20 protein-coding genes, 2 tRNA genes and 1 pseudogene are annotated in these 24,807 nt (G+C 71.3%); 6 read left to right on the top strand and 17 right to left on the bottom strand.

Annotated elements, in window-relative coordinates; genetic code table 11:
* Positions 1-29: 29 nt before the first annotated feature.
* The 3 genes and pseudogenes from OHB41_RS39735 to OHB41_RS39725 form a co-directional block, all read right to left on the bottom strand.
* Positions 30-308 (bottom strand): annotated as a pseudogene (locus tag OHB41_RS39735) (MBL fold metallo-hydrolase); the annotation flags it as partial.
* A 146-nt stretch (positions 309-454) separates the two neighbouring features.
* Positions 455-1,723, bottom strand: coding sequence for an NAD(P)/FAD-dependent oxidoreductase (locus OHB41_RS39730; RefSeq protein ID WP_266704429.1), 1,269 nt, complete (start codon positions 1,721-1,723; stop codon positions 455-457).
* A 301-nt stretch (positions 1,724-2,024) separates the two neighbouring features.
* Positions 2,025-2,098, bottom strand: a tRNA-Pro gene (locus tag OHB41_RS39725).
* Between the two features lie 102 nt (positions 2,099-2,200).
* Here OHB41_RS39725 and OHB41_RS39720 point away from each other — a divergent pair.
* Both OHB41_RS39720 and cobF read left to right on the top strand, forming a co-directional pair.
* Positions 2,201-2,728, top strand: coding sequence for a DUF309 domain-containing protein (locus OHB41_RS39720; RefSeq protein ID WP_266704427.1), 528 nt, complete (start codon positions 2,201-2,203; stop codon positions 2,726-2,728).
* Positions 2,729-2,819: 91 nt separating this feature from the next.
* Entirely contained in the window at positions 2,820-3,590 is a 771-nt protein-coding gene (cobF, locus tag OHB41_RS39715; protein WP_266704425.1) for a precorrin-6A synthase (deacetylating), read from the top strand.
* Between the two features lie 408 nt (positions 3,591-3,998).
* On the opposite strand, the gene OHB41_RS39710 is transcribed toward cobF, so the two are convergent.
* From OHB41_RS39710 to OHB41_RS39700, 3 genes are all read right to left on the bottom strand, one after another.
* Entirely contained in the window at positions 3,999-4,745 is a 747-nt protein-coding gene (locus OHB41_RS39710; RefSeq protein ID WP_266704423.1) for a cobalt-precorrin-6A reductase, read from the bottom strand.
* Between the two features lie 21 nt (positions 4,746-4,766).
* The gene (locus OHB41_RS39705; RefSeq protein ID WP_266704421.1) at positions 4,767-5,540 is read right to left on the bottom strand and encodes a sulfite exporter TauE/SafE family protein; all 774 of its coding nucleotides are present in this window, start codon (positions 5,538-5,540) and stop codon (positions 4,767-4,769) included.
* Between the two features lie 125 nt (positions 5,541-5,665).
* Positions 5,666-6,853 (bottom strand): thiolase family protein, encoded by a 1,188-nt coding sequence (locus tag OHB41_RS39700; RefSeq protein WP_266704419.1) that lies wholly within the window; start codon positions 6,851-6,853, stop codon positions 5,666-5,668.
* Between the two features lie 238 nt (positions 6,854-7,091).
* Here OHB41_RS39700 and OHB41_RS39695 point away from each other — a divergent pair, with 238 nt between their 5' ends.
* A complete protein-coding gene (locus tag OHB41_RS39695) occupies positions 7,092-8,144 on the top strand; it encodes an acyl-CoA dehydrogenase family protein (protein ID WP_266704417.1) in 1,053 nt (350 codons plus the stop codon).
* On the opposite strand, the gene OHB41_RS39690 is transcribed toward OHB41_RS39695, so the two are convergent.
* Together OHB41_RS39690 and OHB41_RS39685 are read right to left on the bottom strand one after the other, a co-directional pair.
* On the bottom strand, positions 8,131-10,521 hold the full coding sequence (locus tag OHB41_RS39690) for a M4 family metallopeptidase (RefSeq protein ID WP_266704415.1): 2,391 nt from the start codon (positions 10,519-10,521) through the stop codon (positions 8,131-8,133). The two genes, OHB41_RS39695 and OHB41_RS39690, sit on opposite strands and share 14 nt — an antisense overlap.
* A gap of 1,070 nt (positions 10,522-11,591) precedes the next feature.
* Positions 11,592-12,356: a sugar isomerase domain-containing protein gene (locus OHB41_RS39685; RefSeq protein WP_266704413.1), complete on the bottom strand. Its 765-nt coding sequence runs from the start codon at positions 12,354-12,356 to the stop codon at positions 11,592-11,594.
* A gap of 209 nt (positions 12,357-12,565) precedes the next feature.
* Here OHB41_RS39685 and OHB41_RS39680 point away from each other — a divergent pair, with 209 nt between their 5' ends.
* Positions 12,566-13,450, top strand: coding sequence for a MurR/RpiR family transcriptional regulator (locus tag OHB41_RS39680; RefSeq protein WP_266706485.1), 885 nt, complete (start codon positions 12,566-12,568; stop codon positions 13,448-13,450).
* A gap of 95 nt (positions 13,451-13,545) precedes the next feature.
* On the opposite strand, the gene OHB41_RS39675 is transcribed toward OHB41_RS39680, so the two are convergent.
* Positions 13,546-14,682, bottom strand: a complete 1,137-nt coding sequence (locus OHB41_RS39675; RefSeq protein ID WP_266704411.1) for an N-acetylglucosamine kinase — start codon at positions 14,680-14,682, stop codon at positions 13,546-13,548.
* A 221-nt stretch (positions 14,683-14,903) separates the two neighbouring features.
* On the opposite strand from OHB41_RS39675, the gene OHB41_RS39670 reads away from it, so the two are divergent.
* Complete coding sequence (locus OHB41_RS39670; RefSeq protein ID WP_323138435.1) at positions 14,904-15,440, top strand: NUDIX hydrolase family protein; 537 nt, start codon at positions 14,904-14,906, stop codon at positions 15,438-15,440.
* Positions 15,441-15,531: 91 nt separating this feature from the next.
* Here the strand turns inward: OHB41_RS39670 and OHB41_RS39665 are convergent, their stop codons facing one another.
* The 8 genes from OHB41_RS39665 to OHB41_RS39630 all read right to left on the bottom strand — a co-directional run bounded on the left by OHB41_RS39665 (position 15,532) and on the right by OHB41_RS39630 (position 23,877).
* Positions 15,532-16,254: a VOC family protein gene (locus OHB41_RS39665; protein ID WP_266704409.1), complete on the bottom strand. Its 723-nt coding sequence runs from the start codon at positions 16,252-16,254 to the stop codon at positions 15,532-15,534.
* 323 nt (positions 16,255-16,577) lie between these two features.
* Positions 16,578-19,172, bottom strand: coding sequence for a tryptophanase (locus tag OHB41_RS39660; RefSeq protein WP_266704407.1), 2,595 nt, complete (start codon positions 19,170-19,172; stop codon positions 16,578-16,580).
* Between the two features lie 357 nt (positions 19,173-19,529).
* Positions 19,530-20,876 carry a cytochrome P450 gene (locus OHB41_RS39655; protein ID WP_266704405.1) on the bottom strand — a complete coding sequence of 449 codons (1,347 nt, stop codon included), beginning with the start codon at positions 20,874-20,876 and terminating at the stop codon, positions 19,530-19,532.
* 8 nt (positions 20,877-20,884) lie between these two features.
* Positions 20,885-21,478: a GTP-binding protein gene (locus tag OHB41_RS39650; RefSeq protein ID WP_266704403.1), complete on the bottom strand. Its 594-nt coding sequence runs from the start codon at positions 21,476-21,478 to the stop codon at positions 20,885-20,887.
* The gene (locus tag OHB41_RS39645) at positions 21,453-21,830 is read right to left on the bottom strand and encodes a DUF742 domain-containing protein (RefSeq protein WP_148012141.1); all 378 of its coding nucleotides are present in this window, start codon (positions 21,828-21,830) and stop codon (positions 21,453-21,455) included. Before OHB41_RS39645 ends, OHB41_RS39650 begins: the two co-directional genes overlap by 26 nt.
* Positions 21,827-22,228: a roadblock/LC7 domain-containing protein gene (locus tag OHB41_RS39640; RefSeq protein WP_148012142.1), complete on the bottom strand. Its 402-nt coding sequence runs from the start codon at positions 22,226-22,228 to the stop codon at positions 21,827-21,829. Before OHB41_RS39640 ends, OHB41_RS39645 begins: the two co-directional genes overlap by 4 nt.
* Complete coding sequence (locus OHB41_RS39635) at positions 22,225-23,394, bottom strand: sensor histidine kinase (RefSeq protein WP_266704399.1); 1,170 nt, start codon at positions 23,392-23,394, stop codon at positions 22,225-22,227. Before OHB41_RS39635 ends, OHB41_RS39640 begins: the two co-directional genes overlap by 4 nt.
* Positions 23,395-23,803: 409 nt before the next feature.
* Positions 23,804-23,877: transfer RNA gene (locus tag OHB41_RS39630), tRNA-Pro, on the bottom strand.
* Positions 23,878-24,031: 154 nt separating this feature from the next.
* On the opposite strand from OHB41_RS39630, the gene OHB41_RS39625 reads away from it, so the two are divergent.
* Positions 24,032-24,733 carry a thiamine pyrophosphate-binding protein gene (locus OHB41_RS39625; RefSeq protein WP_266704397.1) on the top strand — a complete coding sequence of 234 codons (702 nt, stop codon included), beginning with the start codon at positions 24,032-24,034 and terminating at the stop codon, positions 24,731-24,733.
* Positions 24,734-24,807 lie beyond the last annotated feature (74 nt).

The raw sequence follows: 24,807 nt of genomic DNA, 5'->3' as shown, positions 1-24,807 counted from the left end.
TGGTGCGGGGTGTGGCCGGGCGTGGCCACCGCCCTGAGGGTCAGGCCGGCGACGGCGTCCGCAGGGTCGACGGACACCCTGTCCCCGTCCCGCACGGGCGTGTGCGCGAAGGAGATCCGTGCGTCGGCGGGGATCAGATAGGCGGCACCGGTGAGCCGTGCGAGTTCCGGGCCGCCGGTGACGTGGTCGTTGTGCAGGTGCGTCTCGGCGACGTGGGATATCCGTACCCCGCGCCGGGCCGCCGCGGTCAGCATCCGCTCGACGTCGCGCGGTGGGTCGACCGCGACGGCGGTGCGCCGACCGCCCACGAGGTAGCTGCGGTTGCCGAGACCGGTCAGGTCAAGGGGGTCGATGAAGAACACGCCGGTCACTCCCTTCGAGTGGAGATGTGCCCCGGAGGTGTGCGCGAGCGCTCAGAGCCCCGGCCGCGCCCGGACACGGCCCACGCCGGCCGTCAGACGAGCCCCTTCAACATGCCGTGCCAGTACAGGGCGGGCAGGCCGTAGCGCTTGAGCAGCCACATGTCACGGCGCTCCTTGGTCGTGTCGACCAGCGGAATGCTGGGCGCGGGCCGTCCGGCGTAGTCGAACTCGGCGAGCAGCACCCGGTCGCGGGCGGTGACGAGCGGGCAGGAGGTGTAGCCGTCGTAGCGGCGGTCCCCCCGCTCCCCCTTCATCCCGGCCAGCAGGTTGGCGACCACGACGGGTGCCTGTCGGCGGACGGCGGCGCCGGTCTTGGAGGTGGGCAGGTTCGCGACGTCGCCGAGGGCGAAGACGTTGCGGTGGCGCGGGTGGCGCAGCGTGTACGGGTGGGCCTCGACATAGCCGTACGGGCTCGCGGGGTCGGCCAGCGGACCGCGCCGCACCCAGTCGGGGGCGCTCTGCGGCGGTACGGCGTGGAGCAGGTCGAACGCGAGGCTCTCCTCGGTACCGGCGGCACGGTCGGCCACGGTCAGCCGCCGGGCGGCGCCGTCCACGGAGGTCATCTCCGAGTTCAGCCGGACCTCGATGCCGTAGCGGTCGGCGACCCGTTCCAGGGCCCGGCGCCAGACCGGTACCCCGAACATGGAGTCGGCGGGCAGGACGAGGACCACCCGGATGCGGTCCAGGACACCCTGTCTGCGCCAGTGGTCGGCGGCGAGGTAGGCGATCTTCTGCGGGGCGCCGCCGCATTTGACCGGGCCGGCGGGCTGGGTGAAGACGGCGGTGCCGGAGCGCAGGCCGCGGATCAGCTCCCAGGTGTGGGGAGCGTGCTCGTGGGAGTAGTTGCTGGAGACGGCACCGTGCCCGACGGCCGTGTCGAGGCCGGGGACCTCGCCCCAGTCGAGCTGCAGGCCGGTGGCCATCACCAGGAAGTCGTAGCCGTGGACGCCGCCGGTGGTGGTGACCGTTCGCGCCTCGGGATCGACGGCGGTGGCGGCCTCGCGGATCCAGCGCGCCCGCCGGGGCATCACGGACGCTTCGGGGCGGTGGGTGAGGGAGAGCGGGGCCCTGCCGCCGCCGACGAGGGTCCACAGCGGCTGGTACCAGTGGGTGGCGGCCGGTTCGAGGACCGCGACGCCGCTGACACCGGCTCGGCACAGCCGGGCGGCGGTCGTGATCCCGGCGGTGCCGCCGCCGACGATCAGCACCCGGTGGTGGTCACGGGCGAAGCCGGGGACGCGGCGCGTGGAGAACGTGGAGAGGGGGGCGAAGGCGGAGAGTACGGAAGACACGGAGGACATGAGGACTCCTTGCCGTCTGCGGGACACGCTCCCGAGGCATACCCCGCGGGGTATTCGGCCGTCGGTGATGCTAGACCCGCACGGGGCGCGCGGGCCAATGAGGGATCGGTTAATTGCCCCTGAGGCAAGGGGAGTTGACAATCAGGGCGGCTGTTGCGAGTGCCGCGGCGCGGGTAGCCGGCGGACGAGGAAGCACGGAGGCCGCCGGAAGCCCGCGGGAGGAGAAGGAAGGAAACGGGCATCTTGGGCGCATGAAGAAAGGGCCCTCACAGGCTGCCGCCCGTGAAGACCCTTCGCACCGTCGGGACGACAGGATTTGAACCTGCGACCCCTTGACCCCCAGTCAAGTGCGCTACCAAGCTGCGCCACGTCCCGATGCGTTTCCCCCGCGATGTCCCCGCGGGATCGTGCGGACAGAACTTTACCCCACCGCGGGGGCTGCTCCGAAGAGGGCACCGGGCGAGCGACAATCGGGGCATGAGCGGGACATCCGGAAGTCGGCAGAGCGGCGGGCGGGATCGGGACACCGAGGGCAGGGCGCGCAACGCCCGGCCACGGGACGGGCTGGGCCGCCCTCTGCCGTACGGCGCGGACGGCGTCGAGCGGCAGCCGGAGGGCGTCGTGCGCGACCCCGAGCAGACGGTGACCGAGGCGCAGGCACTGCTGGACGCGGGGCGGCCCTTCCACGCGCACGAGGTCTTCGAGGACGCCTGGAAGGCGGGCCCCGAGGGCGAGCGCACACTCTGGCGGGGCCTGGCCCAGCTCGCGGTGGGCCTCACGCACGCGGCCCGGGGCAATACGACGGGCGGCGCCCGGCTGCTGCGGCGCGGCGCCGGAGCCGTCGACGAGTGGCGGACCGACGCAGCGGGCCGGACCCGTCCCTACGGGCTCGATCTCACCGAACTGGCCGCATGGGCAAGAGAGTTGGCGGACTTCGTGGAGAGCGACGGCGCCGCCGTCAGCGCCGGGGCCTGGGCGCCCCGGTTGCGCGGGAGCACGCGCTGAGGGGCTCTTCCACGCGTCGGCCCGCACCGGGGCGCGAACCCCGGCCGGACGCGGTGCGTCCCCCGTCGGTGGCGTGCGGCAGACTCGGGGGGTGCGAAAGATTCATGTCATCGGCATCGGCGCGGGCGACCCCGACCAGCTCACCCTCCAGGCGGTCAAGGCGCTGAGGAGCACGGACGTGTTCTTCGTCCTGGGCAAGGGCGAGGCGAAGTCGGACCTCGTCCAGCTGCGCCGTGACATCCTCGACGCCCACCTGCCCGACGGGACGTACCGCCTGGTCGAGGCCCGCGACCCGGACCGCGACCGGGCCGCCGACGGCGCCGCCTACTCCCCCGCCGTCGGGGACTGGCGCAGCGCCCGCGCCGACATCTACCAGCGGCTCATCGCCGAGGAGCTGGGCGAGGACGAGAGCGGCGCGTTCCTGGTGTGGGGCGATCCCGCGCTGTACGACAGCACGCTCGGGATCCTGGAGGAGATCCTGGACCGGGGCGCGGTGGCGTTCACGTACGACGTCGTGCCCGGCATCAGCAGCGTCTCCGCGCTCGTCGCCCGGCACCGCACGGGGCTCAACCGGGTGGCCGGGCCCGTCCAGATCACCACGGGCAGGCGTCTCGCGGATGGCTTCCCCGAAGGTGTCGACGACGTGGTCGTCATGCTCGACGCCCACCAGGCCTTCCGGCGGTACGCCGACGAGGACATCGACATCTACTGGGGCGCGTACATCGGCACACCCGACGAGATCCTCGCCTCCGGGCCGATAGCGGAGGCGGCGCCTCGGATCGAGCGGCTGCGGGCCGAGGCACGCGAGCGCAAGGGCTGGATCATGGACACGTACCTGCTGCGCAGGCGTCCGCGGGGGTAGGACACGTGCCCGCTCCCGCTGCTCGGGCTTCCGCGAAGGTCAGGGGGCAGTGACACGTCGCTGCCCGCCGCTGCGCAGCCCTCAGCGAAGGTCAGGGGGCAGGCCACATCACAGCGCGCCACTGCGCGGGCCTCAGCGAAGGTCGCGGGGGCAGGACACACCCACCGCACCGATGCGCGGGCTTCCGCGGGGGTCGCGAGGGCAGCGCATGCGCCCGGGACCGTACCCCGGGCGGCGCGTCCGGTATCCGTGCCGCCGGGCAGGGCATCTTGCTCCCTCGGGGCTCCCTCTGGGCAGGTCGTCCGTCACGTATCGCCGAGCGGCTCGTCCCGTCGCACCTGAGGAGGCCGCGTCCGGCGCGGTGGGCCGGACGCCGGCTCGGGCGCCGGGTCGATCCGCGCTCCCCCGTCAGACGGAGCCGAACTCCAGGCGGGCCAGGGCCGACACCACGTCCGGTACCGCGGCGACACCGTCCGGGAGCGGCGGCCGGCTCACGACGACCACGGTCAGGCCCAGTGCGCGGGCGGCGGTGAGCTTGGCGGCCGTCGCCTCTCCCCCGCTGTCCTTCGTCACCAGGACGTCGATGCGGTGCGCGCGCAGCAGGGTCCACTCGTCGTCCACCGTGAACGGGCCGCGGGCGAGGAGCACTTCGATGTCCTGCGGCAGTGGCGGCTCCGGCGCCTCCACCGACCGGGCGAGGAAGTGCAGTCCATCGAGGTGCGCGAAGGCCGCGAGACCCAGCCGGCCGGTGGTGAGGAAGACCCGGCGGCCCAGCGGCGGGAGGAGCGCGGCGGCCTCGGCGAGGGAGGCGGCGAAGTGCCACCGGTCGCCGGGTCCGGGCCGCCAGCCGGGGCGGCGCAGGACGACGGCCGGGACTCCGGTCGCGGCGGCGGCCCGTGCCGCGTTCTCGGTGATGCGGGTGGCGAAGGGGTGGGTGGCGTCGACGACGGCGTCCACCCGCTGCTCGCGCAGCCACCGCGCCAGCCCGTCCGCCCCGCCGAACCCGCCGACGCGCACGTCCCCTTCGAGCGCACCCGGCCGGGACACACGCCCCGCGAGGGACGTGGTCACCCGCACTCCGGGGCGGCCCGCCAGTTCGGCGGCGAGCCGGCGTGCCTCGGTGGTGCCGCCGAGGACCAGGACGTGGGGGGACATGGCGCCGAGCCTACGAGGTGGTCAGCGCAGCAGCAGCTGCACCCCGCCCACCACCGTCGCCGCGATCACCAGCCGTTCGAAGAGCAGCTGGTTGATGCGGTGCACGGCCCATCTGCCGAGGAACGCGCCCGGTACGACGAAGGCCGCGAGCGCCGCGTCGAGGAGCAGCGAGTGTCCGTCGATGAGTCCGAGGCCCACGCTGAAGGGCACCTTGGACGTGTTGACGATCAGGAAGAAGAAGGCCGAGGTGCCCAGGAAGCCCAGTTTGCGGAAGCCGGCGGACAGCAGGTACATCGACATCACCGGACCGCCCGCGTTGGCGACCATCGTGGTGAACCCACCGAGGACGCCGTACGAGCGTGCCTTGATCCGGCCGGCCCGGGTCGCGACCGCGCCGGGTTCCTCCTCCTGGGGGGCGGCCCGGCGGCGCCAGAGCGTCACCGCCGCCATCAGCAGCAGGATCGCGCCGATCGAGGTCCGTACCATCCCGTCGTCGGCCCACACCAGGAACAGGGTGCCGAGGACGACGCCGGCCGCGACCGCCGGGAACAGCCGCCACAGCGTGGGCCAGTGCGCGTGCCGCCGGTAGGTCAGGACGGCCAGCACGTCCCCGACGATGAGGAGGGGGAGCAGCACGCCGGTGGAGGCGCGGGCGGGCAGTACGGCCGCGAAGATCGCCAGGCTGACCGTGTTGGCCCCGCTGACGGCGGTCTTCGAGAAGCCGACGAGCAGTGCCGCGGCGGCCAGGGCGGCGAATTCCCAGCCGGATATGTGCCAGAGCGTCATCGTGTTCATGCGGGGACCGATGCTATGCCCACGCATCTGCCCCAGGTAAGGGGCGTCTCGTCAGATGATCCCCGCGCGGGCCGGTCGCCCCCGGTCACGGTCCCGGGGTGCGCCCGGCGCGCACACAAACGGGGTCAGGGGCGCTCGACCAGGACCGCGCTGCCCTGGCCCACTCCGACGCACATCGTGGCCAGGCCGCGCCCGGCGTCGGTGCGGCGCATCCGGTGCAGCAGGGTGGTGAGGATCCGGGCCCCGGAGCATCCGAGGGGGTGGCCCAGCGCGATGGCACCGCCGGTGGGGTTCACCCGCTCCGGGTCGATGCCGAGCCGGTCCACGCAGGCGAGGGCCTGGGCCGCGAACGCCTCGTTGAACTCGGCCTCGTCGAGGTCGCCGACGCTCCAGCCGACCCGCGCCAGCGCCTTGTGCGTGGCGGGCACCGGGCCGATGCCCATGACGTCCGGGTCGACTCCCGCCGAGGCGCCGGCGACATACCGGCCCAGCGACTCGAGCCCGAGGTCGTTCAGCGCCTCTTCGCCGACCAGGAGCAGCCCGGCCGCTCCGTCGTTCATGGGCGACGCGTTGCCCGCGGTGACCGTGCCGCCCGCGCGGAAGACCGGCCTGAGGCGGGACAGCTTCTCCAGCGAGGTGTCCTCGCGTACGCATTCGTCGGTGTCGACGATCACCCCGTCGGGACGCTCGACGGGGAGCAGTTCGCCGTCGAAGTGGCCGTTCTTGCGGGCGTCCGCGGCGCGTTGGTGGCTGCGCAGCGCGAACGCGTCCTGGCGTTCGCGGGAGACGCCGTACCGGGCGGCGACCTCCTCGGCGGTCTCTCCCATCGACAGGAGCCCGTGCAGTTCCTTCATCGCCGGGTTGACCAGCCGCCAGCCGAGCCGGGTGTCGACGGTCTCGATGCGGTGCGGCAGGGCCTCGTCGGGACGGGGCAGGACGAAGGGGGCCCGGCTCATCGACTCGGAGCCGCCCGCGAGCACGATGTCGGCCTCGCCGGCGGCGATGGCGCGGGCCGCCGTGGTGACGGCCTCGAGGCCCGACGCGCAGAGCCGGTTGACGGTCGCGCCGGGCACGCTCTCGGGCAGGCCGGCGAGGAGAACCGCCATGCGGGCGACGTTGCGGTTGTCCTCGCCCGCCTGATTGGCGGCGCCCCAGTAGACGTCGTCGATCCGGGCCGGGTCGAGCGCGGGCACGTCGGCGAGCAGACCGCGGATCACGGTCGCGGCGAGGTCGTCGGGCCGCACCCCGGACAGGGCGCCGCGCAGTTTGCCGATGGGGGTGCGGCGGGCCGCCGCGAAGTGGACAGGACGCACGACAGGACTCCTGACGGACACCGGAACGACGGGATCAACAATTAATTAGCACCGCTAGTTTTTGACTATAGCCCGCCGCCCACGCCTTGGAAAGCACGGTCCCGCGGATCCCGGGGCTCTCGCGCGCCTCGGCACGGAGCGTGTGCCGGCGGCACTTCGACCGAGGGGCTCCACCGGTTGGCGCGTAAACAGAACCGACGCCGCCGGCGACATCCGAGCACCAAGGAGCAGGGACGACATGAGGTTCCTGGAGCGTGAGCGCGCGGCCCTCGCCAAACTGCTGCCGGGCCTGGCCGAGAGTCTGCGGGCCGTGCCGCTGATGGCACTCGAGGGACCCAGGAGTCCCGGCATCCGGCTGTTCCGGGAGAGCGGAGGGCCCGGACTGCCGGCTCCGGCCGTCTTCCGGGGCCGGGGCGCGACAGCGTTGGAGGCCCTACGGGTGCGGCGCGCCCTGGGCAGCCGGTCGCCCTCGCTCGCGGTGGCGACGACCATGCACCACTTCTCGATGGCCACCCGGGTCGGGCCGAGCGACTCCGGTGAGGGCCTGGAGTGGATGCTGGTCCAGGGCGTCGCGTCGGAGAACCGGCTCACGGCGTCGGGGTTCGCCGAGGGCCACAGCGGCACCGGCATCCTGTCGCCGTCGATGTCGGCCGTGGTGACTCCCGAAGGCGTACGGATCAGCGGCGTCAAACGGCCGTGCGGCCTGGCTCGTTCGATGGACCTGCTCACCGCCGGCGTGATGGTGCCGCGCGAGGAGGGCGAGGGCCTGGAGCCGGCCGTGGCTCTTGTGCCCGCCGGGAGCGAGGGGCTGAGCGTCAACGGGTTCTGGTCCAGCACCTTCCTGCCGGGCGCCGAGAGCGACCAGGTCACCCTGGACGACGTCCTGGTGCCGAAGGAGCTCCTGGTGCGGACCGCCTCGCCGGCCGGGGCCAGCCTGGACGCGGTGCAGACCGCCGGTCTCGTCTGGTTCGAGCTGCTGATGGCCGGGAGCTGTCTCGGGGCGGCGAGCGCCCTGGTGGAGCGGGTGCTGCTGAACGACCGGGGGCCCGGCACCGAGCGGGTGCGGCTGCTGGTGGAGATCGAGGGCGCGACGGCGGCAGCCGAGGGGCTCGCCCGCCGGGTGGACGAGGACACGCCCGACGAGTCCGCTCTCGCCGACTCGCTGTACACGCGCTACGCCCCGGGCTCAGGCGAGCGCGGGGTGGGTGAACGAACGTGGGCCACCCGGAGGGGTGGCCCACGTCAGCGCTGTTACCGACCCGTTCGGCCGGTGCCGGTCAGCTGGTCGTGACGGCGGTGTCGTCGACGACGAAGCTGGTCTGGAGCGAGGAGTCCTCCGCACCGCTGAACTTCAGGGTGACGGTGGAGCCGGCGAACGAGGACAGGTCGAAGGTCTTCTGGGCGTACCCCGTGGCCTTGTTGAGGTTGGAGTAGGCGGCCAGGGTGGTCGATCCGGCGGTGACCGTCAGCTTGTCGTAGGCGCTGCTGGTGGTGGTCTCCGCGGTGTCGATGTGCAGGTAGAAGGTGAAGCTGGCCTTGCAGCCGGCGGGGATCGTCACCGACTGGGAGAGCGTGTCGGTGTGGGTGGAGCCGTAGCCGTCGAGCCAGGCCTTGTACGAGCCGGCGTGCGCCGCCTCACCGGTGTCGTTCGTGATGACGCCGCTCGACGCGGTCCACGAGGCGCTGCCCGACTCGAAGCCCGGGTTGCCGAGCAACTGCGCCGAGGTGCAGCCGCCGCCGGAGGTGCTCACGGTCCAGGTGAAGGACGCGGTGCCGGTCGCGCCGGTGCTGTCCGTGACGGTGACCGTGGTGCTGTACGTGCCGGCCGTGGTCGGTGTCCCGGTGATCGCGCCGGTGGAGCTGTTGATCGACAGGCCGGTGGGCAGGCCGGTCGCGGCGTAGCTCAGCGAGCCGCTGTTGGTGCTGCTGGCGGAGACCTGCAGGCTGACCGCGGTACCGACGGTGGAGGACTGGCTGCCCGGGTTGGTGACGGTCACACCGCTCGACGGCGGGGTGACGTGGCTGCCGACGGCGATGCCCGCGAAGGCGTTCGCCACCCCCGCGTACTGGGTGGAGTTGGCGCCGTACAGCGCGGTGGCGGCGTTGAGCGCGGCGGTACGGGCCGCGGCGTAGTTGGTGCTGGACGTCATGTACGTCGTCAGCGCCTTGTACCAGATCTGCAGGGCGGCGGCCCGGCCGATGCCCGCGACGGCGACGCCGTCGGACGTGGTGCTGTTGTAGGTGACGCCGTTGATGACCTTGGTGCCGCTGCCCTCGGAGAGCAGGTAGAACATGTGGTTCGCCGGACCCGAGGAGTAGTGGACGTCCAGGTTGCCGACGCCGGAGTACCAACTGTCCGCGGAGCCGCCGTCCTTGCTGGGCTTGTCCATGTAGCGCAGCGGGGTGCCGTCGCCGTTGATGTCGATCTTCTCGCCGATGAGGTAGTCACCGGGGTCGGAGGTGTTGTTGGCGTAGAACTCGACGCCGGTGCCGAAGATGTCGGAGGTCGCCTCGTTCAGACCGCCGGACTCACCGGTGTAGTTGAGGCCCGCGGTGTTGGAGGTGACACCGTGGCTCATCTCGTGGCCGGCCACGTCCAGCGAGGTCAGCGGGTCCGCGTTGCCGGATCCGTCGCCGTAGGTCATGCAGAAGCAGGTGTCGTCCCAGAACGCGTTGACGTACGCGTTGCCGTAGTGGACGCGGGAGTAGGCGCCGACCCCGTTGTTCTTGATGCCGCTGCGGTTGAATGTGTTCTTGTAGAAGTCCCAGGTCTCCGCGGCGCCGTAGTGCGCGTCGGCGGCAGCCGTCGCGGCGTTGGAGGTAGTGCCGTTGCCCCAGGTGTCGCTGGTCTGCGAGAAGAGCGTGCCGGTGCCCGACGTCCCGCGGTTGAGGTTGTACGTCTTGTGGCCGCCGCGGGCGCCGTCGGTCAGCGTGTAGTTGGAGCCCGACTGCGTCGTCGTCAGCGTCACCTGGCCGCTGTACTGCGTGTTGCCGACACCGGTCTCGATGCCCTGGTACTCGTAGAGCTTTTTGCCGGTGGTGGCGTCGGTGATGACGTGCAGCTGACTCGGGGTGCCGTCGTCCTGGAAGCCGCCGATCACGGTCTCCCAGGCAAGCTTCGGGGTGCCGCTGCCGGCCCAGATCACCTTGCGGGCGCTGTCGGTGGTGGCCTTCTCGGCGACCAGGGAGCGCGCGGCCTTCAGGGCCTTGCCGGTGGCGGCCGACTTGCTGAAGGCCGCGGTGGTCGAGGCGACCTTGATGGTGCGCTTGTTGTTGAAGGTGCTGCTCACCGTGCCGGCGGCCAGCGAGGCCGGCGGGGTGTGCACGACCACGTCGCCGCCGAGTACCGGCAGACCGGCGTAGGTGCGCTCGTAGCGGGTGTGCAGCGTGCCGTCCTGGTCCTTGACGACGTCCCTGACGACCAGCTTCTCCTTCGCCCCGAGGCCGAGGGTGCCGGCGGTCGCCGTCGTCTTCTGCGCCGCGCTCTTCAGCAGGGCCGCGTGCTGCGCCGGGGTGAGCTTGGCCTCCAGCCCTCCGGTGCGCAACGGGCTGGGGTGGGGGGCGGCGGACTTGGCGACCGCCGGAACCGTCTGTATACCGACGGCCAGCAACGCGGCGGTGGCCGCGAGTGCTCCGGCTGCGGCCGCCTGACGGGGAATTCGTCTCACTCGTACTCCTACTGCTGCGGTCGCGGGGACGACCGGTGACAGCCCGGACAGACGGGATGTGCTGCCCGGGACGAGCTGAGCAGTGCGGTGCGGGGCCCCTGCGCAGGCCGTGGGGGCCTGTCCGACAGGTGGAGGAAGGATGGCAGCTTGACGCAGCCATGTCATGCATCAGCGGGGCATTCGAGGGTTAACCCTCGGCGGGGGGCGCCCCGGCCCGGATGGCGGCGCGGCCCGGACGGGCGGAGGATGGACGCGAGGGGCGGCGCACGGCCGGACCGGCCGGTACCGCCACGATGGAGGTCGGCACGGTCGGCCTGACCGACGAGCGACGCGTTCTCGCTCCGGGCGTACCCTTGTCCGTCCACCTCGCCGGCCGCGACCCAGTCGCGGGAACCCGCAAACCGGGCCCGCGACGGTCCGAGTCCGCGAAACCGATCGCGGGAGCCGAGAGCCGCCGGATGCACCACGCCGGGCCCGCCGCCCAGGACGGACGCACACCCGCGTGGAATCAGGGCGCCGAGCACGAATCGGGCCCGGCGAGGCCTCCGTTCACCCGTCCACCCCACCCCTTCCACCCCTATGCCTTCCACTCCCCTGCCCTTCCGCCCATCCGCCCCTGCGCCCAGCGGCCCGTCCGCCGGGGCGGGATGCCGGGGCCGCCGGCGACGAGCGGGCCGTGGTGCCCGACTTCGCCGGAGGCATGACGACGGAATATGCGGACGCGGAACGGGGTAACTCCGAAGAGCACGGCGACGCACCGGGCCGTGCCGGCCGGGAGGGATCCCCTTTCCCGGCAGTACCCCTGAGGCACGCGCCTGTTCCTCCAGGGCTGGGGCAGATGACTCCGCGGCGCCCGAGCCGGGCGGCGTGGAAGCCGGTCGTACGAGTCCAAGGAGGCGCAATGACCCGCCAGATCCGTATTCGTACCAGCCGCCGCCCCACCTCCGGGCGCGAGGTCAAGATGGAGATCGACCGACGGACACCTTCCGGGCGAATCCTCCCCTACTGATGCGAACTCCCCCCGGCGAGGGGCCTGTTCGGGTGCGGGACGCGGAGCGCGGCGCCGTGGGTCAGCTCGCGGTGCGGCGGATGCGTCCCGCGTAGCGCTCCTCCAGTACCAGGTTGCCCTCGAAGCCCCCGGGAACGTTGGCCGACACGTAGACCGGCGGCCTGACGCCGGCGGCCAGCAGGAGGGCGGCGCTCTCCGCGACGGCCATCTGCACGAGCATCACCCCGGTGAGTGTGGACAGCGCGCAGACGGCGCCGCCGCCCGGGAGTTCGAGCAGCGCGTCGCCGCGCGGCGCGGCGTTGTCCAGGACGACGTCGGCGAGGTCGGCGAGCTTCTGTCCGCTCGGGTGCGAGGCGGGCACCGCCCGCGTGTGGGCCAGCGAGGTGACGGCCAGGATGCGATGCCCCCGCTCCTTGGCGTGCAGGGCCATCTCCACGACCACGTTGTTGACGCCCGAGTTGGAGACGATGACGAAGAGGTCCTCGGGCCGCGGCTCCACGAGGGCGTAGATCCGGGCGGCGACCCCGGACCGGCGCTCCAGGAGCGGGTCGGCGAGGACGCTCGGCCGCTCCTCCCCGTACAGGACCAGGTCGGCGATGCTCAGCCGGTTGGTCGGCACCAACCCCCCGGCGCGGCCCGCGATTTCGAGCACGAGGGCCTGGGAGTGCCCGGTGCCGAACGCCTGGACCACGCCGTCCGCGCGTACACAGTCCGCGATCAGTCGGGCGGCACGCCGCACGTCGTCGCGGGCGGACGCGGTGATGCCGTCGAGGACGGCGAGGCTCTCGCGCGCGAAGTTGTCGGCGCTGACGGACCCTGTGGACACGTGGCACTCCCCACCGGTGGCTCGAACCACCAACTCGGGCGACTCTCCATGAATGACTGAACCCTACCCCTCCTTCGGTCCTACGATTCAAGGTGTCGGCCAGACGTTGGCTGGTACATTCACGGCCCGAAGCATCCCGAAGGTGCCGGGATGTACGCGGAGCAGAGGAGACCGGGGAGAGCATGGAACGGACCGGCGCCGGCAGCGGGCTGCCCCCGACGGATGTCACCGCACTGATCCGCGCCGAACTGCCGCGGCTGACCGGCTCCTTGCGGAAGGTCGGCGAGCTGATCCTCGAGGATCCGGCCGCCGCCACCCACTGCTCCGCCGCCGAACTGGGCCGCCGTACCGGCACCTCGCAGGCGACCGTCACCCGGTTCTGCCGGGCCGTCGGTCTCGACTCCTACCAGCACCTGCTGATCGCGCTGGCCCAGGAGCGCGGCCGCGGTGAGGTCTCGGACTGGGGCACCGCCGAGATCGGCTCCGACATCTCCCCCGACGACGACCTCGAACGGGTCGTCGCCGTGGTCGGCAGCGCGGACCTGCGCGCGGTCCAGCAGACCATCGACCGGATCGACCTCGACGCGCTGGAGCGCGCGGCCCAGGCCGTGGCGCGCGCCCGCCGCATCGACGTGTACGGCGTCGGCGGCAGCGGCGCGGTGGCCCTGGAGACCGAGGTCCGCCTCTTCCGTATCGGCTGCGCGGTGCGCGGCTGGAACGAGGTGCACGCCGCGGCCACCTCCGCGGCCCTGCTCACCCCGGCCGACGTCGCCGTCGGCATCTCCCACTCCGGGTCGACCCGCGAGACCATCGAGCCCTTCGAACTCGCCAAGGAGCGCGGCGCCACCACCGTGGCGATCACCGCGGACCCGCGTTCGCCGCTCGCCCGCGCCGCGGACGTCCGGTTGATCTCCGCCTCGTCCGAGACCAGCTTCCGCACAGGCAGCATCGGTGCCCGTCACTCCGTCCTGGTCCTCATCGACTGCCTGTACGTACGGGTCGCGCAACTGTCGTACACGCGGGCCAGCGCCTCACTGACGCTGACCGGCCGCATCGCGGGACAGCACGCGGTCACGTCCCGGCGCACCCGCTGAGTCCTCCCGGCGCGGCGTGTCCGTGGGCGCCCCGCCACGGACCGCTGCCGTCCCCTGCTTCCGGGCTCCCTGCCGGAACGCGTGAGGCCTGCCGGTCAGGCGGTCCCGGCGGCGCGCGGCGGGTTGCCGTGGGCGAGGCGGGCCAGAGCCAAAGCTCCCCGGCAGCCGTCGGCCACCCGGTCGACCGTCAGCCCCAGACCCTCCAGCCGGCCCGTCAGCGGTGCGGTCAGCGGACCGTCCGGGCCGAGCAACCCGCCTGTCACGACGATCCGTTCACCCGGCCGGGGGTCCAACGCGCGTACCGCCGCGGTCAGGTGGTCCACCGCCTCGCGCAGGATCGCCTCCGCGACGGGGTCCTTGGCACGGGCCGCCTCGGCCACCAGCGGAGCGAGCCGGGCGAGTGTGATCGGCGGCTGCGCCATCACGGTGGGCAGCAGCCGCATGCGGTAGGCCTCCCGCCGCGCCCCGGACCACCGTGCGGCGGCGGCTCCGGCGCGCCCGGCCTGCCCGGCCCCCTCGGCTCTCCCGGCCCCGCCGGCGCCCTCGGCTCCCCCGTCGGCAGCCTCTTCGGCTCCTTCGATCCCCTCCAGGAGATCGACGGGCAGTCCGAGGGCCACGCCGACCGCCCGGGCCAGCGTCGTGGGGCCGCCCCGCCCGTCCGCCATCCGCAGGGCCGCGCGTACCGCGCCGCGCCCGATCCAGAACCCGCTGCCGTCGTCGCCGAGCAGCCAGCCGTCGCCGTCCACCGTGGCCGTGCAGCGGCGGCCGGCGATGCGGGTCGCGACCGCTCCGGTACCGGCGACCAGGGCCAGCCCGTCGGCGGGCGTTCCGGGCGCCGAGGCGAAGGCCGCCTCGACGTCGCTGCTCACGCCGACCGTCCGCGCCGCGATGCCCAGCCGCCGCAGCGCCCCGGTCAGGGCCGCGAGGGCGTTCAGCCGCCCCGGCTCCCTGTCCGCGAAGTCCGCGAAGTCCGCGAAGCTCGTGCCCGCGGAGCCCGCGAATCCGCCGACCACGGCCACGACACTGCCGCGGACCCGCTCCGGCACCGACCGGCCGATGGCCTCGGCGAGGTGATCGGTGAGCTGCGGCAGCGGAACCGTCAGGGCGTTGCCCGGTCCCGCCGCGGCCTCGCCCACGGTGCGTCCGGTCGCGGCGGACGCCAGAACGGCGCGGGTGCGGGTGCCTCCCGCGTCCAGGCCGACCACGAGATCCTGGTCCAATTCATCGCTCATCGCCCACCATGGTGGTTGATGCATTCACCCGGGACAAGCCCTCTCACCGGTGGCGACAGGTGGTCCGCACTCCGCGCGGGAGCGGCCCGCCCGCGGTGGACGCGGAGCCGCGGCACACCCCGTTTCACCGGACGGGCGTTCGTCCACGGAGGAGACGCCGTTCTCCGTGTCGCGTCGAGCGGCGCACGCAAATCCGAAGGGGTTGAAAGTATGATCAGCCAATGTCTGACATGACCGAGACCACGCCCGGCTGGCTGACCCCCGACGAGCTCGAGATGGCGCGGGCCCGTATGCCGATCCTGTACGTCGAGGCCGTTCCGGTGCGCGTCGACGACAACGGCGAAGTCACCAGCATCGGGCTGCTGCTGCGCATAGGGCCGGACGGAACCGTCAGCCGCACCCTCGTCTCCGGCCGCGTACTGCATCACGAGCGGGTCCGCGACGCCCTGCTGCGTCATCTGGAGAAGGACCTCGGACCGGTGGCGCTGCCCCGTATCCCCACCTCACTGCAGCCCTTCACCGTCGCCGAGTACTTCCCGACGCAGGGCATCACGCCCTTCCACGACCCGCGCCAGCACGCGGTGTCGCTGGCCTACATCGTCCCGGTCACCGGCGACTGCCGTCCCCGGCAGGACGCCCTCGACCTGGTCTGGTTCAGCCCCGAGGAGGCGTCGACGTCCGTCGTCCTCAACGAGATGCCGGGCGGTCACGGCGCCCTGCTCAAGCAGGCCCTGGCACACGTGGGCCGCCTGTCCTGAACTCGCCGGGAGCGCCCCGGCCGGGGTCGGCGCCGCCCCCGGCCGGACCGGCCGCTGCGGGGGACCGCGCCGCCTCCCGACGACAGCCCCGCTACCGGGGCCGCTGTACGGAGAACTCGTTGCCGTCGGGGTCGAGCATCAGCACCCCGCGGCCGTCGCCCTCCCCGATGCCGGTGCGCGTCGCGCCCAGCGAGATCAGGCGGCCGATCTCCGCCTCCCGGTCGGCGTCGGCGGGGAGCGCCAGCTCGAAGTGCAGCCTGTTCGGGCCCGTCTTCGGCGCCACCGGAGGTCCACCCCACGTGATCTTCGTGCCGCCGTCCGGTGACTGGATCGCGGTCTCCTGGTCCTGGTCCCAGACCAGTGGCCACCGCAGCGCCTCACTCCAGAAGTAGCCGACTTCCTGCGTCCCGTCGCAGGCCAGTGCTCCGATGAAGCCGGTGTCGGCGAGGAACTTGTTGCCGGCCTCGATCACGCAGAACTCGTTGCCGTCCGGATCGGCGAGCACCACATGCCCATCTTCCGGGAGTTGGCCCACGTCGATGTGTTTCCCACCGAGTTCCAGCGCCCTGGCCACCGTCTGCCGCTGGTCCTCCGGGGAGGCGCTCGTCAGGTCGAAGTGCGCACGGTTCCGGCCGGTCTTGGGCTCCTGGCCGGGCAGGAACCGGATGCGGAACCCGGCGGCGTCAGGGGGCAGGATCGTGGCCTCGTCCTCCGGACCGTCGGCCAACTCCCAGCTCAGGACCCCGGACCAGAACCGCGCCAGGCCCGACGGCCGGGTCGCGTGGAAGCAGATCGCGAACAGTTGACTGGTCATCCCCGTGCGTCTCCGATCCGCTGACGGCCGATACGACGCCTCGACCTCCCGGCGAGCGCAGCCTAGGGGTGTCCGTGCGGCACCCGCATCCGAGTTTCCGTCGCGGAGAGGGAGTTGGTCCTCCACGGGACGACGACCGCGCGGAACGGCGTCGTCGTCGCCCGCGGTGCAGGAGCCTATGAAGCACGCGGGCAGGAGCCTACGAAGCGGCCGCGGCGGTGCACCACCGCGGCCCTCCCCGACCGCCTGTCCGCCGTCCAGCGGCGGGAGGTGGCGCCACGACGGCCCGCGGGGGACTCGTCGGGCGCCACCCCGCGGCCGTGCTAGCCGGTCACCGGCTGGAGCTTGGCGCGGAAGTGCCGCAGGATCGGGGACTGTTCCACGATCCGGTAACCGCGCACGGACTCCGCGGTCTTGGCGATCCGTTCCAGGGTCCTGCCGACGTGGTCGTAGTGGCTGCGGGTGTACACACGACGCGGCAGCGCCAGCCTGACCAGCTCGTACGGCGGGCTCTTGACCGGGTTCCCGTCCTCGTCCTCCTCGCCGAGGTAGAGCGAGCCGAGTTCGGCCGAGCGGATGCCGCCCTCCAGATAGAGCCGGCAGGCCAGGGCGTGTCCGGGGTACTGGTGGGGCGGTATGTGGGGCAGCAGCCGTCCCGCGTTGAGGTACAGGGCGTGCAGGCCGGGCGGTTCCAGGATGTCGACGCCCGCGGCACGGACGCGTTGGGCGAGATGGTCGGCGCTCTCCGCCCGCTCCGCGAGATAGGCGGGTTCGGTCACCTCCTGCAGACCCTGGGCGATCATGTCGAGGTCACGACCGGCGAGGCCGCCGTAGGTGGGGAACCCCTCGGTGGCGATCAGGAGGAGTTCACACTTCTGGGCGAGCTCCGGGTCGTTCAGCCCGATGAAGCCACCGATGTGGACGATGCCGTCCTTCTTGGCGCTCATCACACAGCCGTCGGCCAGGCGAAACGCTTCCTCCGCGACCTGCCGGGGGGTGTGGTTGCGATAGGCCTCCTCGTGCCGGGTGACCAGCCAGGCGTTCTCGGCGAACCGGGCCGCGTCCAGGATCAGTGGGACGGAGTGCCGGCGGCACAGTTCCGACGCCCGCCGCAGGTTCTCCATGGAGACGGGCTGACCGCCACCGCCGTTGTTGGTGATCGTCATGACCACCGCGGCGACACGCGAGCCGGTCGACTCGCCCAGCGCCTGTTCCAGCGCCTGCAGGTCGATGTTCCCCTTGAACGGCTCCCGGCTGTCCAGGTTCCGGGCCTCGGGGCACGGCAGGTCGCGGGCCACGCAGCCGTTCAGCTCCACGTTTGCGCGGGTGGTGTCGAAGTGGGTGTTGGACAGGACGGTGTCGCCGGGTTCGAGAAGGTTGGAGAAGAGGATGCGTTCGGCCGCACGCCCCTGGTGGGCCGGCAATATGTGGGTGTAGCCGGTCAGTTCCGACACCGTTTCCCGGAAACGGTAGAAGGAGCGCGAGCCCGCGTAGGACTCGTCACCGGCCATGCCCACAGCGAGCTGCGCCGAGGACAGGGCACCCGTGCCCGAGTCGCTCAGCAGGTCGATGGTCACCTCGTCCGCTCGCAGGTCGAAGAGGTTGTAGTGCACCCGTTCGATGGCCGCCTTGCGCTGCTGGGGCGTCGTGAGCGGAATGGGTTCGACGACTTTGATCCGGTACGGCTCCATCCTGATTTCTGCTCCTGCCTTTCCGTGTCCTACTGAGTGGAGGGATTCACGCGGCTCGGTACGCGCCGCGCGGGGGGAAGAGAACGGCTGGTGACGCGGCCCGGCGGGCAGCGGCGGCCGCACCGCGTACGCCTCCGCGGAGATGTACGCGGTGACGCGTGGCGGCCGGTTCCGTTCGTGGACCAGCGCCAGGTACGCGAGGAGGCCGACGCCGTCGTGCAGCGGTCGCGAGCTGACGGTGGCCAGCGACCGGTCGAGGACGGTGGGGTCTATTCCGTGGCGGCGCAGCACGGCCGTGGCACGCGCGTGCGCCTCCCCGTCGTGCCGGACGTAGTCCCGTACGGGGACGTGGAGGGTGAAGCCGCTGGGCAGACCGGTCGCCTGTTCCGTGAAGGAGTGGCAGGAGAGCACGGGCCGTCCCGTCAGCCGGACCGCCTCCCCCGCGCCGGAGTACCGGTCCGCTCCCGCCAGGCCCGCCGCGACCCGGAAGAACTCCTCGACGGTCTCCCGTCCCGGGCCGGGCTCACTGCGGGACAGCGAGCCGACGTCGGCGGCCGACGCGTCGCGATGGGTGACGTAGACCTTCACCCGGGGTGTCTCCCAGTCACCGAGGTCGAGGGCGAGGAAGGGATAGCCGTCGGCCGGGGGCAGTGCGTCGAACGCCTGCCGGTGGCCGAGTCTGTCCAGCGCCTCGCGCAGGGTCTCGGCGGCCCGGTCCACCCCGGATGCCGCGGGGTTCAGATAGATCTTGACCTTGGGCACCCCGCCGGGAAGCAGTTCCAGAGCGATCCACAGTGCCAGGGGGCCCTGGGGGTCCGGAGGGAAGAACAGGTCCTCCAACCCGTCGAGCCGGTCGGTGGAGAAGCCCCATCGCTCCGCCATGGCGCGGACGACACGCAGTCCGGTACGGCCCTGTTGGGCCAGGGTCTCGGCCGCGTACCCCGGTTCCAGCAGCACCCGCAGGGTCGGGGGCGCGTCAGGGACGAGGGCGAGGGAGTACTCGACCGGTGTGTGGTCGTCGGACAGGAAGCTCGGGTGGGGCGGCGGCTGGTCCAACGGCCTTTCCGCGCCGCTGCCCAGACAGTCCGTCAGGACACGCGCGTAGACCTCGGCGTCGGACCGGCGCAGTCCCACGGCCCGGCACAGCCGTAGTAACTGGTCCGACACGAAGGTGCCCAGTGGCTGGGTCGCCACGATCTTTCGGCCGTCGACACGGGAGGAGATCATGGGCGACCCTCCCGGTGCGACGCGGAGTTCGCGCGCCACGGGTCGGGCTTGACGGACGCCCGGCGGGAGCGGGGTTCCGGAGAGAGGGCAAAAAGATACCCGCCTGTGCGGGCGGGTATCTCGCCTTCCGGCCTGTGCGGTGTGATGCGTATGACCCGGCGGGGGTGGGAACTCCTCCGCGGGTTCGGTCGTCGGGGACGGTGGGCCGCTGCTCGGTGCTGAGCTGAAGTGGCGTCGGTGGACGAGGGCTCCACGACACCTCCTTTAACTTGTGTTACAACACGGATGCCGCGCTCTTCCCTACCCCCACGGTTGAAAGTTCATGCTGTGCGTGGATGTTGCCGACTGTTGCGTAGATCACGCCTTCCACCAGGAAAGGAACGAACTCCACAGACCACCGCGGTCCTGCCGACCCGGTGCGCCGCCCTGCTCGCTCCGCGCCGCGGCCTGCGGCTGTTGCTGCGCATCCGGCTGCCGTACCGCCCGTACCGGGTGGAAACGGGCCGGCAGCGCGGCCAGGGCCCGGTTGAAGGGGCCTGGGCGCCAGGTCAAACTGTCCTCGGGGACCGCCAGTTCGACATCGGGCAGCCGGTTGAAGAGGTTCTCGATGGCCGCCACGGTGATGAGCCGGGCCGGGTCCTTCGCCGGGCAGGCGTGCGGGCCGGCACTCCACGCCAGGTGGGACCGGTTGCTGGAGGCGTGGCGGGACGCGGCGAGCGCCGGGTCGGTGTTGGCCGCCGCGAAGCTGACCAGGACCAGATCACCGGCCGCCAGCTTCTGTCCGGCGAACTCCATGTCGGCCGCCGGGTAGTGCGGTGCGTAGTTGGCCATGGGCGGGTTCTTCCACAGCGTGGTGTCGATCGCCTCCTCGATCAACCCGCCCGCCGCGTAACGGTCGTCGGTGAGCAGCAGGTGCAGGGTGTTCGAGATGAGGTTGCGCAGCGGTTCGGCGCCCGCGCCCAGGAGGAGGACGAGCTGATGCGCCATCTCCTCGTTGGTCAGGCCCGCCTGATGCTGCATCAGCCAGGAGGTGACGTCGTCGCCGGGGCGCGACCGCTTGAGGGCCACCAGTTCGCCCACCGCCTGGGACAGCACCTCGTTCGCCTTCTCGGCGTTCACGCCGTCGAAGATGCCGGATATACCGAAAAGAACGCGGTCACCGATCTCGGCGGGACAGCCGAAGAGTTCGTTGAAGACGAAGAGCGGCAACAACTTGGCGTAGTCGTTGAGCAGATCGGCCGAGCCACGCGTACTGAACTGTGCGATGAGGTAGTTCGAGACCCGCTCGGCACTCTGGCTCAGCCAGTGCGAATCGACGCGCGCGAAACTGTCCGTGACGGCCTGCCGCAGCCGCATGTGTTCCGCGCCGTCACTGAACATGCAGTTGGGCCGGTACACGAGAAGCGGAAGGACCGGGCTGTCCGGGCTGATCACGCCGTCGTTGAAGTCGCGCCAGCGTCGCGAGTCCTTTCGGAAGGAACCCGCGTTCTGGAGCAGTTGGAGCGCCGCCGAGTAATCCGTGACCAGGGTCGCCTCGACACCCGGGGCGAGTTCGACCGGCGCGGTCGGCCCGTAGTGACGCATGTACTCGTAATAGGCCTGCGGATCGGCCGCGAACTCCGGCCCGTGCAGCGGCACCGGCTCACCCGTGGCGTGAGCCGGGCACCCGGGTGGGGGCACGGGAACGGTGGAATCAGTGTTCATTGTCGCTCCTAGCGGGCACGGTCCTGCAGATAGTGAACGAGGGTGATCAGAGCGCTGGCCGACGAAGTCTCGTCACGCGCGTCGCAGGTGACGACCGGCGTGTCGGGCAGCAGGTCCAGGGCCTCGCGCAGGGCGTGCTCCTCACGCATCGGCGTACCGTCGAAGCGGTTGACGGCGATGGCGTAGGCCAGTCCGTACTGCTCGATCAGGTCGATGACGGCGAAGGAGTCCGCCAGCCGCTCGGGGTCGACCAGCACCAGCGCGCCGAGCGCGCCGCGCGCCATGTCCTCCCACATCTGCACGAACCGCTGCTGTCCCGGCGTGCCGAACAGGTACAGCACGACGTGATCGCTGATCGTCAGGCGTCCGAAGTCCATGGCGACCGTGGTGGTGGTCTTGCCGCGGACGCCCTTGAGGTCGTCGATCTCCTCGCCGGCCTGCGTCATCGTCTCCTCCGTGGACAGCGGAGGAATCTCGGACATCGTCCCGACGAAGGTGGTCTTGCCGACCGCGAAGTGCCCGACGATCAGGATCTTCACGGCGGTCTGCGCCGCTCCGCCGCGGACGTACGCCTTCTCATCCAAAACGGGCCCGGAGACCATCCAGCACCTCCTGAAGTATCTGCTCGTCGACCAGGCGGGCGCGCGCCACCGGCGCACGCGTGATGAGGTAACCGCCCTCGGCCAGGGCGTTGAGAAGGATCTTCACCACGCCCATGGGCAGGCGCATGTGTCCGGCGATCTCGGCGACCGAGAGATAACCGCCGGAGCACATCTCCAGGAGGCTCTGTTCCTCGGGAGAGAGCCGGGTCCGCCGCTGGGGGTGGTCGGCGGCGGCCGTGACCAGTGTGATCAGCGAGAACTGGTCGCCCTCGGGGAGATCCCGGCCGTTGGTGATGACATACGGCCGCACTAACTCCGCGGCCTCGGGCTCCTGCTTGTCGGAGTCGGTCACGGGCGTGCGCCGATGTTCTCGCGCGGCGGGGTCGTCAGCGCCTTGCCCAGCTGTCCGACCAACTGCTGCATACGGAAGGTGATGTCCGCCATGTCGATGTCGGTGGAGGCCGAGACCGCGAGGTAGGCGCCGTCACCGGCGGAGATCAGGAAGACCCAGCCGCCGTCGAACTCGACCAGCGTCTGGCGCCACTTCAGGTCGGTCCCGTCGCAGAAGAACCCGATCGAGCGGCTCAACGACTGCACGCCGCTCATCGCGGCGGCGACGGTGTCCGCGTGGTCCCTGCCGACCCCCTTGGAGGAGGCCATCAGGAGCCCGTCGGCGGAGACCAGAACCGCGTGCAGAGCGCCGGGAATCTCCAGGACGCCGTCAAGCATCCATGACAGATCGTTGTTCACGAAACCTCATGCCCTTCGCTGCTTGCCTCATGTGCGTTGCTCGTCCGGCCCGCGGGGTCCGGGTGCGCGGCTCGGCCGGTCTGGGTGCCGCGCTGGAAGGCGCCCATGATCGAGGCGGTCTCCTCCTCGGAGCGGACCGGCGCGCTCGCGGTGTCGGAACTCTGCGGCACGATGGCCATGGCCCGCCTGCGGCGGCGCTTGGGCAGTCCGTCGGCGGTCGTGGACGCGGCCACGACGGGTTCCGGACCGCTCGGGTTCAGCGAGGGAACAGTGCTCACGGTCTGCGCCCGCTCCTTTGGTTCCGGCATGCTGGTGAGCAGCTCGTCCGGCAGCAGCACCACGGCCCGCACACCCCCGTAGGGGGAGGTGGAGTCGACGGACACCGTGAAGCCGTAGCGCTCGCAGAGCACACCGATCACCGCGAAGCCGAACTGCGGAGGATTGCCGAGCCCGGAGACTCCCGAGGCCCGCTCGCTCGACAGGAGTTTCGCCGCCCTGGTCTTCTCCTCCTCGTTCATGCCGACACCGGCGTCGTCGACGACGATGCAGATACCCTTGGGCACGGCGCGGACGTTGATTTCGACCGTGGATTCCGGTGCGGAATAGCTGGTGGCATTGTCGAGAAGCTCGGCGAGAGCCAGTGCCACCGGTTCGACAGCCCGGCTGGTGACCGCGAAGTCGACCTGCGAGAGAATCTCGACCCGCTGGAAGTGACGGATCCTGCCCTGCGCGCTGCGGACCACGTCGTAGACGGAGGCGATATCGCGCTGCCGTCCCAGCCAGCCTTCACAGAGAACCGCGATGGACTGCGCGCGCCGCCCGAACTGCGAGTTCATGTGGTCGATTTCCAGGAGATCCTGGAGAATGAGCGACTCGCCGTACTTAGTCTGCAGTTTTGAAATAGCGAGCTGCTGTTCGGCGGCGAGACCCTGAAGGGTTCGCATCGCCGACTTGAGCGCCGTTCTCGTTGCTTCTTCGGCTTGCTCCTGAGCCTTTTTCACCGAGGCCGAATATTGATTCTCGAGCTCAGCGTAATGATCCCTGAGCCCTTGATTCTCCTGCTTTAAACTACGCGCCGCCCGCTGTCCACGAGTAATGGCGACAGCTGCAAGCGGAGTCCCAGCGATAAGAGCCCAGAGAGCCGGGTCCTGTATGTATTGCGTCATAAGACTCTCTTCAAGCGACTGGCAGCCAGCTACTGAATTCCCGTCAGCACGGCGGGCCCACAGCCCACTGCGCAGGGATTACCGCCCGGGCCGTACTGCTGGCCGGAAAAGTCGTTCTGTGCCCGTAGCCCGCTCGGCAAGTGCGGCGATCGTATCATCGCCCCAAGTCATGACGGACCGTCAATATGGGGAGCACTTGCGAACATTGACGACTGGTCAGTTGCCTCATGCACCCTCCGGCCGGACAGGATTCCTTCCGCAATCGGTCCCCCTATCCCGCATCAAGGGGTGATATCCGAAAAGGAAGCTCTGTCGCTTTCGTGGACCGGTGCCCGGAGTGGACGCCAAAAAGCCCGGAGGCCGCCTTCTCATCGCTGAGAAGACGGCCTCCGAGCCACGACTTCAAAAGTCGGGACGACAGGATTTGAACCTGCGACCCCTTGACCCCCAGTCAAGTGCGCTACCAAGCTGCGCCACGTCCCGTTGCCCGCCTGACCTGGGGTTTCCCCCTGGCCGAACGTGCACCGAAACAATACCGCACTCCCACCCGTGGTCGCGCACCCCTTTCTTCGGGGCCGACGGAACCTCCAGCTCGCCGCTTGACCTGAAGCTTGGTCGAGGTTGCACGATCGTCACCATGACGATCACGACGGAACGCGACCACGGCTACCCGGACCTGCCCCGGCTGATGGGCCTGATGACCGGCGACGAGAAGCACGGACCGGCGGCGACGTCCACGCTGGACGCGCTGTGGGTGCTCTACGACCGGGTGCTGCGGATCACGCCCGAGCGGCTGGACGATCCGGAGCGGGACCGGTTCCTGCTCTCCAAGGGGCACGGGCCGATGGCGTACTACGCGGTGCTGGCGGCCAAGGGTTTCCTGCCCGTCGACTGGCTGCCGGGTTTCGGCTCGTACGACTCGCCGCTCGGGCACCACCCGGACCGGGTGCTGGTCCCGGGCGCCGAGATCGGCAGCGGCTCGCTCGGGCACGGGCTGCCGATCGCCGTCGGCACCGCACTGGGCCTGCGTGCGCAGGGGCTCGACGAGCCGCGTGTCTGGGTGCTGACCGGCGACGCGGAGCTGGACGAGGGCAGCAATCACGAGGCGATCGCGTACGCCGGTCCGGCCGGGCTCGACCGGCTGCACACCGTCGTGATCGACAACTCCTCGGCCAGTCATGCCCGGCCCGGTGGCATCGCCGCCCGGTTCGAGGCGGCGGGCTGGTCCGCCCTGACCGTCGACGGCCGTGACCACGAGTCGCTGTACGCGTCGTTCACCGCGCCCCATCCGGGCCGGCCGCACGTCGTCGTCGCCCGGGTCGAGCCGAAGCTCGCCTGAGCGGCCACTCCGCGCGTAGCCGTCCCGTCACCGCCGGTCCCCTCACCACCGGGACCGTCCCCACCGGTTCATCC

The organism is Streptomyces sp. NBC_01571 (assembly GCF_026339875.1).
Taxonomy (GTDB): Bacteria; Actinomycetota; Actinomycetes; order Streptomycetales; family Streptomycetaceae; genus Streptomyces.
The sequence above is the reverse complement of the archived record's forward strand: the minus strand, read 5'-3'. Positions and strand labels throughout refer to the sequence as shown.

Coding starts and splice junctions, on each gene's coding strand:
- OHB41_RS39730 (WP_266704429.1), bottom strand. CDS start 1,723: ATGTCCTCCGTGTCTTCCGTACTCTCCGCCTTCGCCCCCCTCTCCACG.
- OHB41_RS39720 (WP_266704427.1), top strand. CDS start 2,201: ATGAGCGGGACATCCGGAAGTCGGCAGAGCGGCGGGCGGGATCGGGAC.
- OHB41_RS39710 (WP_266704423.1), bottom strand. CDS start 4,745: ATGTCCCCCCACGTCCTGGTCCTCGGCGGCACCACCGAGGCACGCCGG.
- OHB41_RS39705 (WP_266704421.1), bottom strand. CDS start 5,540: ATGAACACGATGACGCTCTGGCACATATCCGGCTGGGAATTCGCCGCC.
- OHB41_RS39695 (WP_266704417.1), top strand. CDS start 7,092: ATGAGGTTCCTGGAGCGTGAGCGCGCGGCCCTCGCCAAACTGCTGCCG.
- OHB41_RS39675 (WP_266704411.1), bottom strand. CDS start 14,682: ATGAGCGATGAATTGGACCAGGATCTCGTGGTCGGCCTGGACGCGGGA.
- OHB41_RS39670 (WP_323138435.1), top strand. CDS start 14,904: ATGTCTGACATGACCGAGACCACGCCCGGCTGGCTGACCCCCGACGAG.
- OHB41_RS39665 (WP_266704409.1), bottom strand. CDS start 16,254: ATGACCAGTCAACTGTTCGCGATCTGCTTCCACGCGACCCGGCCGTCG.
- OHB41_RS39660 (WP_266704407.1), bottom strand. CDS start 19,172: ATGATCTCCTCCCGTGTCGACGGCCGAAAGATCGTGGCGACCCAGCCA.
- OHB41_RS39655 (WP_266704405.1), bottom strand. CDS start 20,876: ATGAACACTGATTCCACCGTTCCCGTGCCCCCACCCGGGTGCCCGGCT.
- OHB41_RS39650 (WP_266704403.1), bottom strand. CDS start 21,478: ATGGTCTCCGGGCCCGTTTTGGATGAGAAGGCGTACGTCCGCGGCGGA.
- OHB41_RS39635 (WP_266704399.1), bottom strand. CDS start 23,394: ATGACGCAATACATACAGGACCCGGCTCTCTGGGCTCTTATCGCTGGG.
- OHB41_RS39625 (WP_266704397.1), top strand. CDS start 24,032: ATGACGATCACGACGGAACGCGACCACGGCTACCCGGACCTGCCCCGG.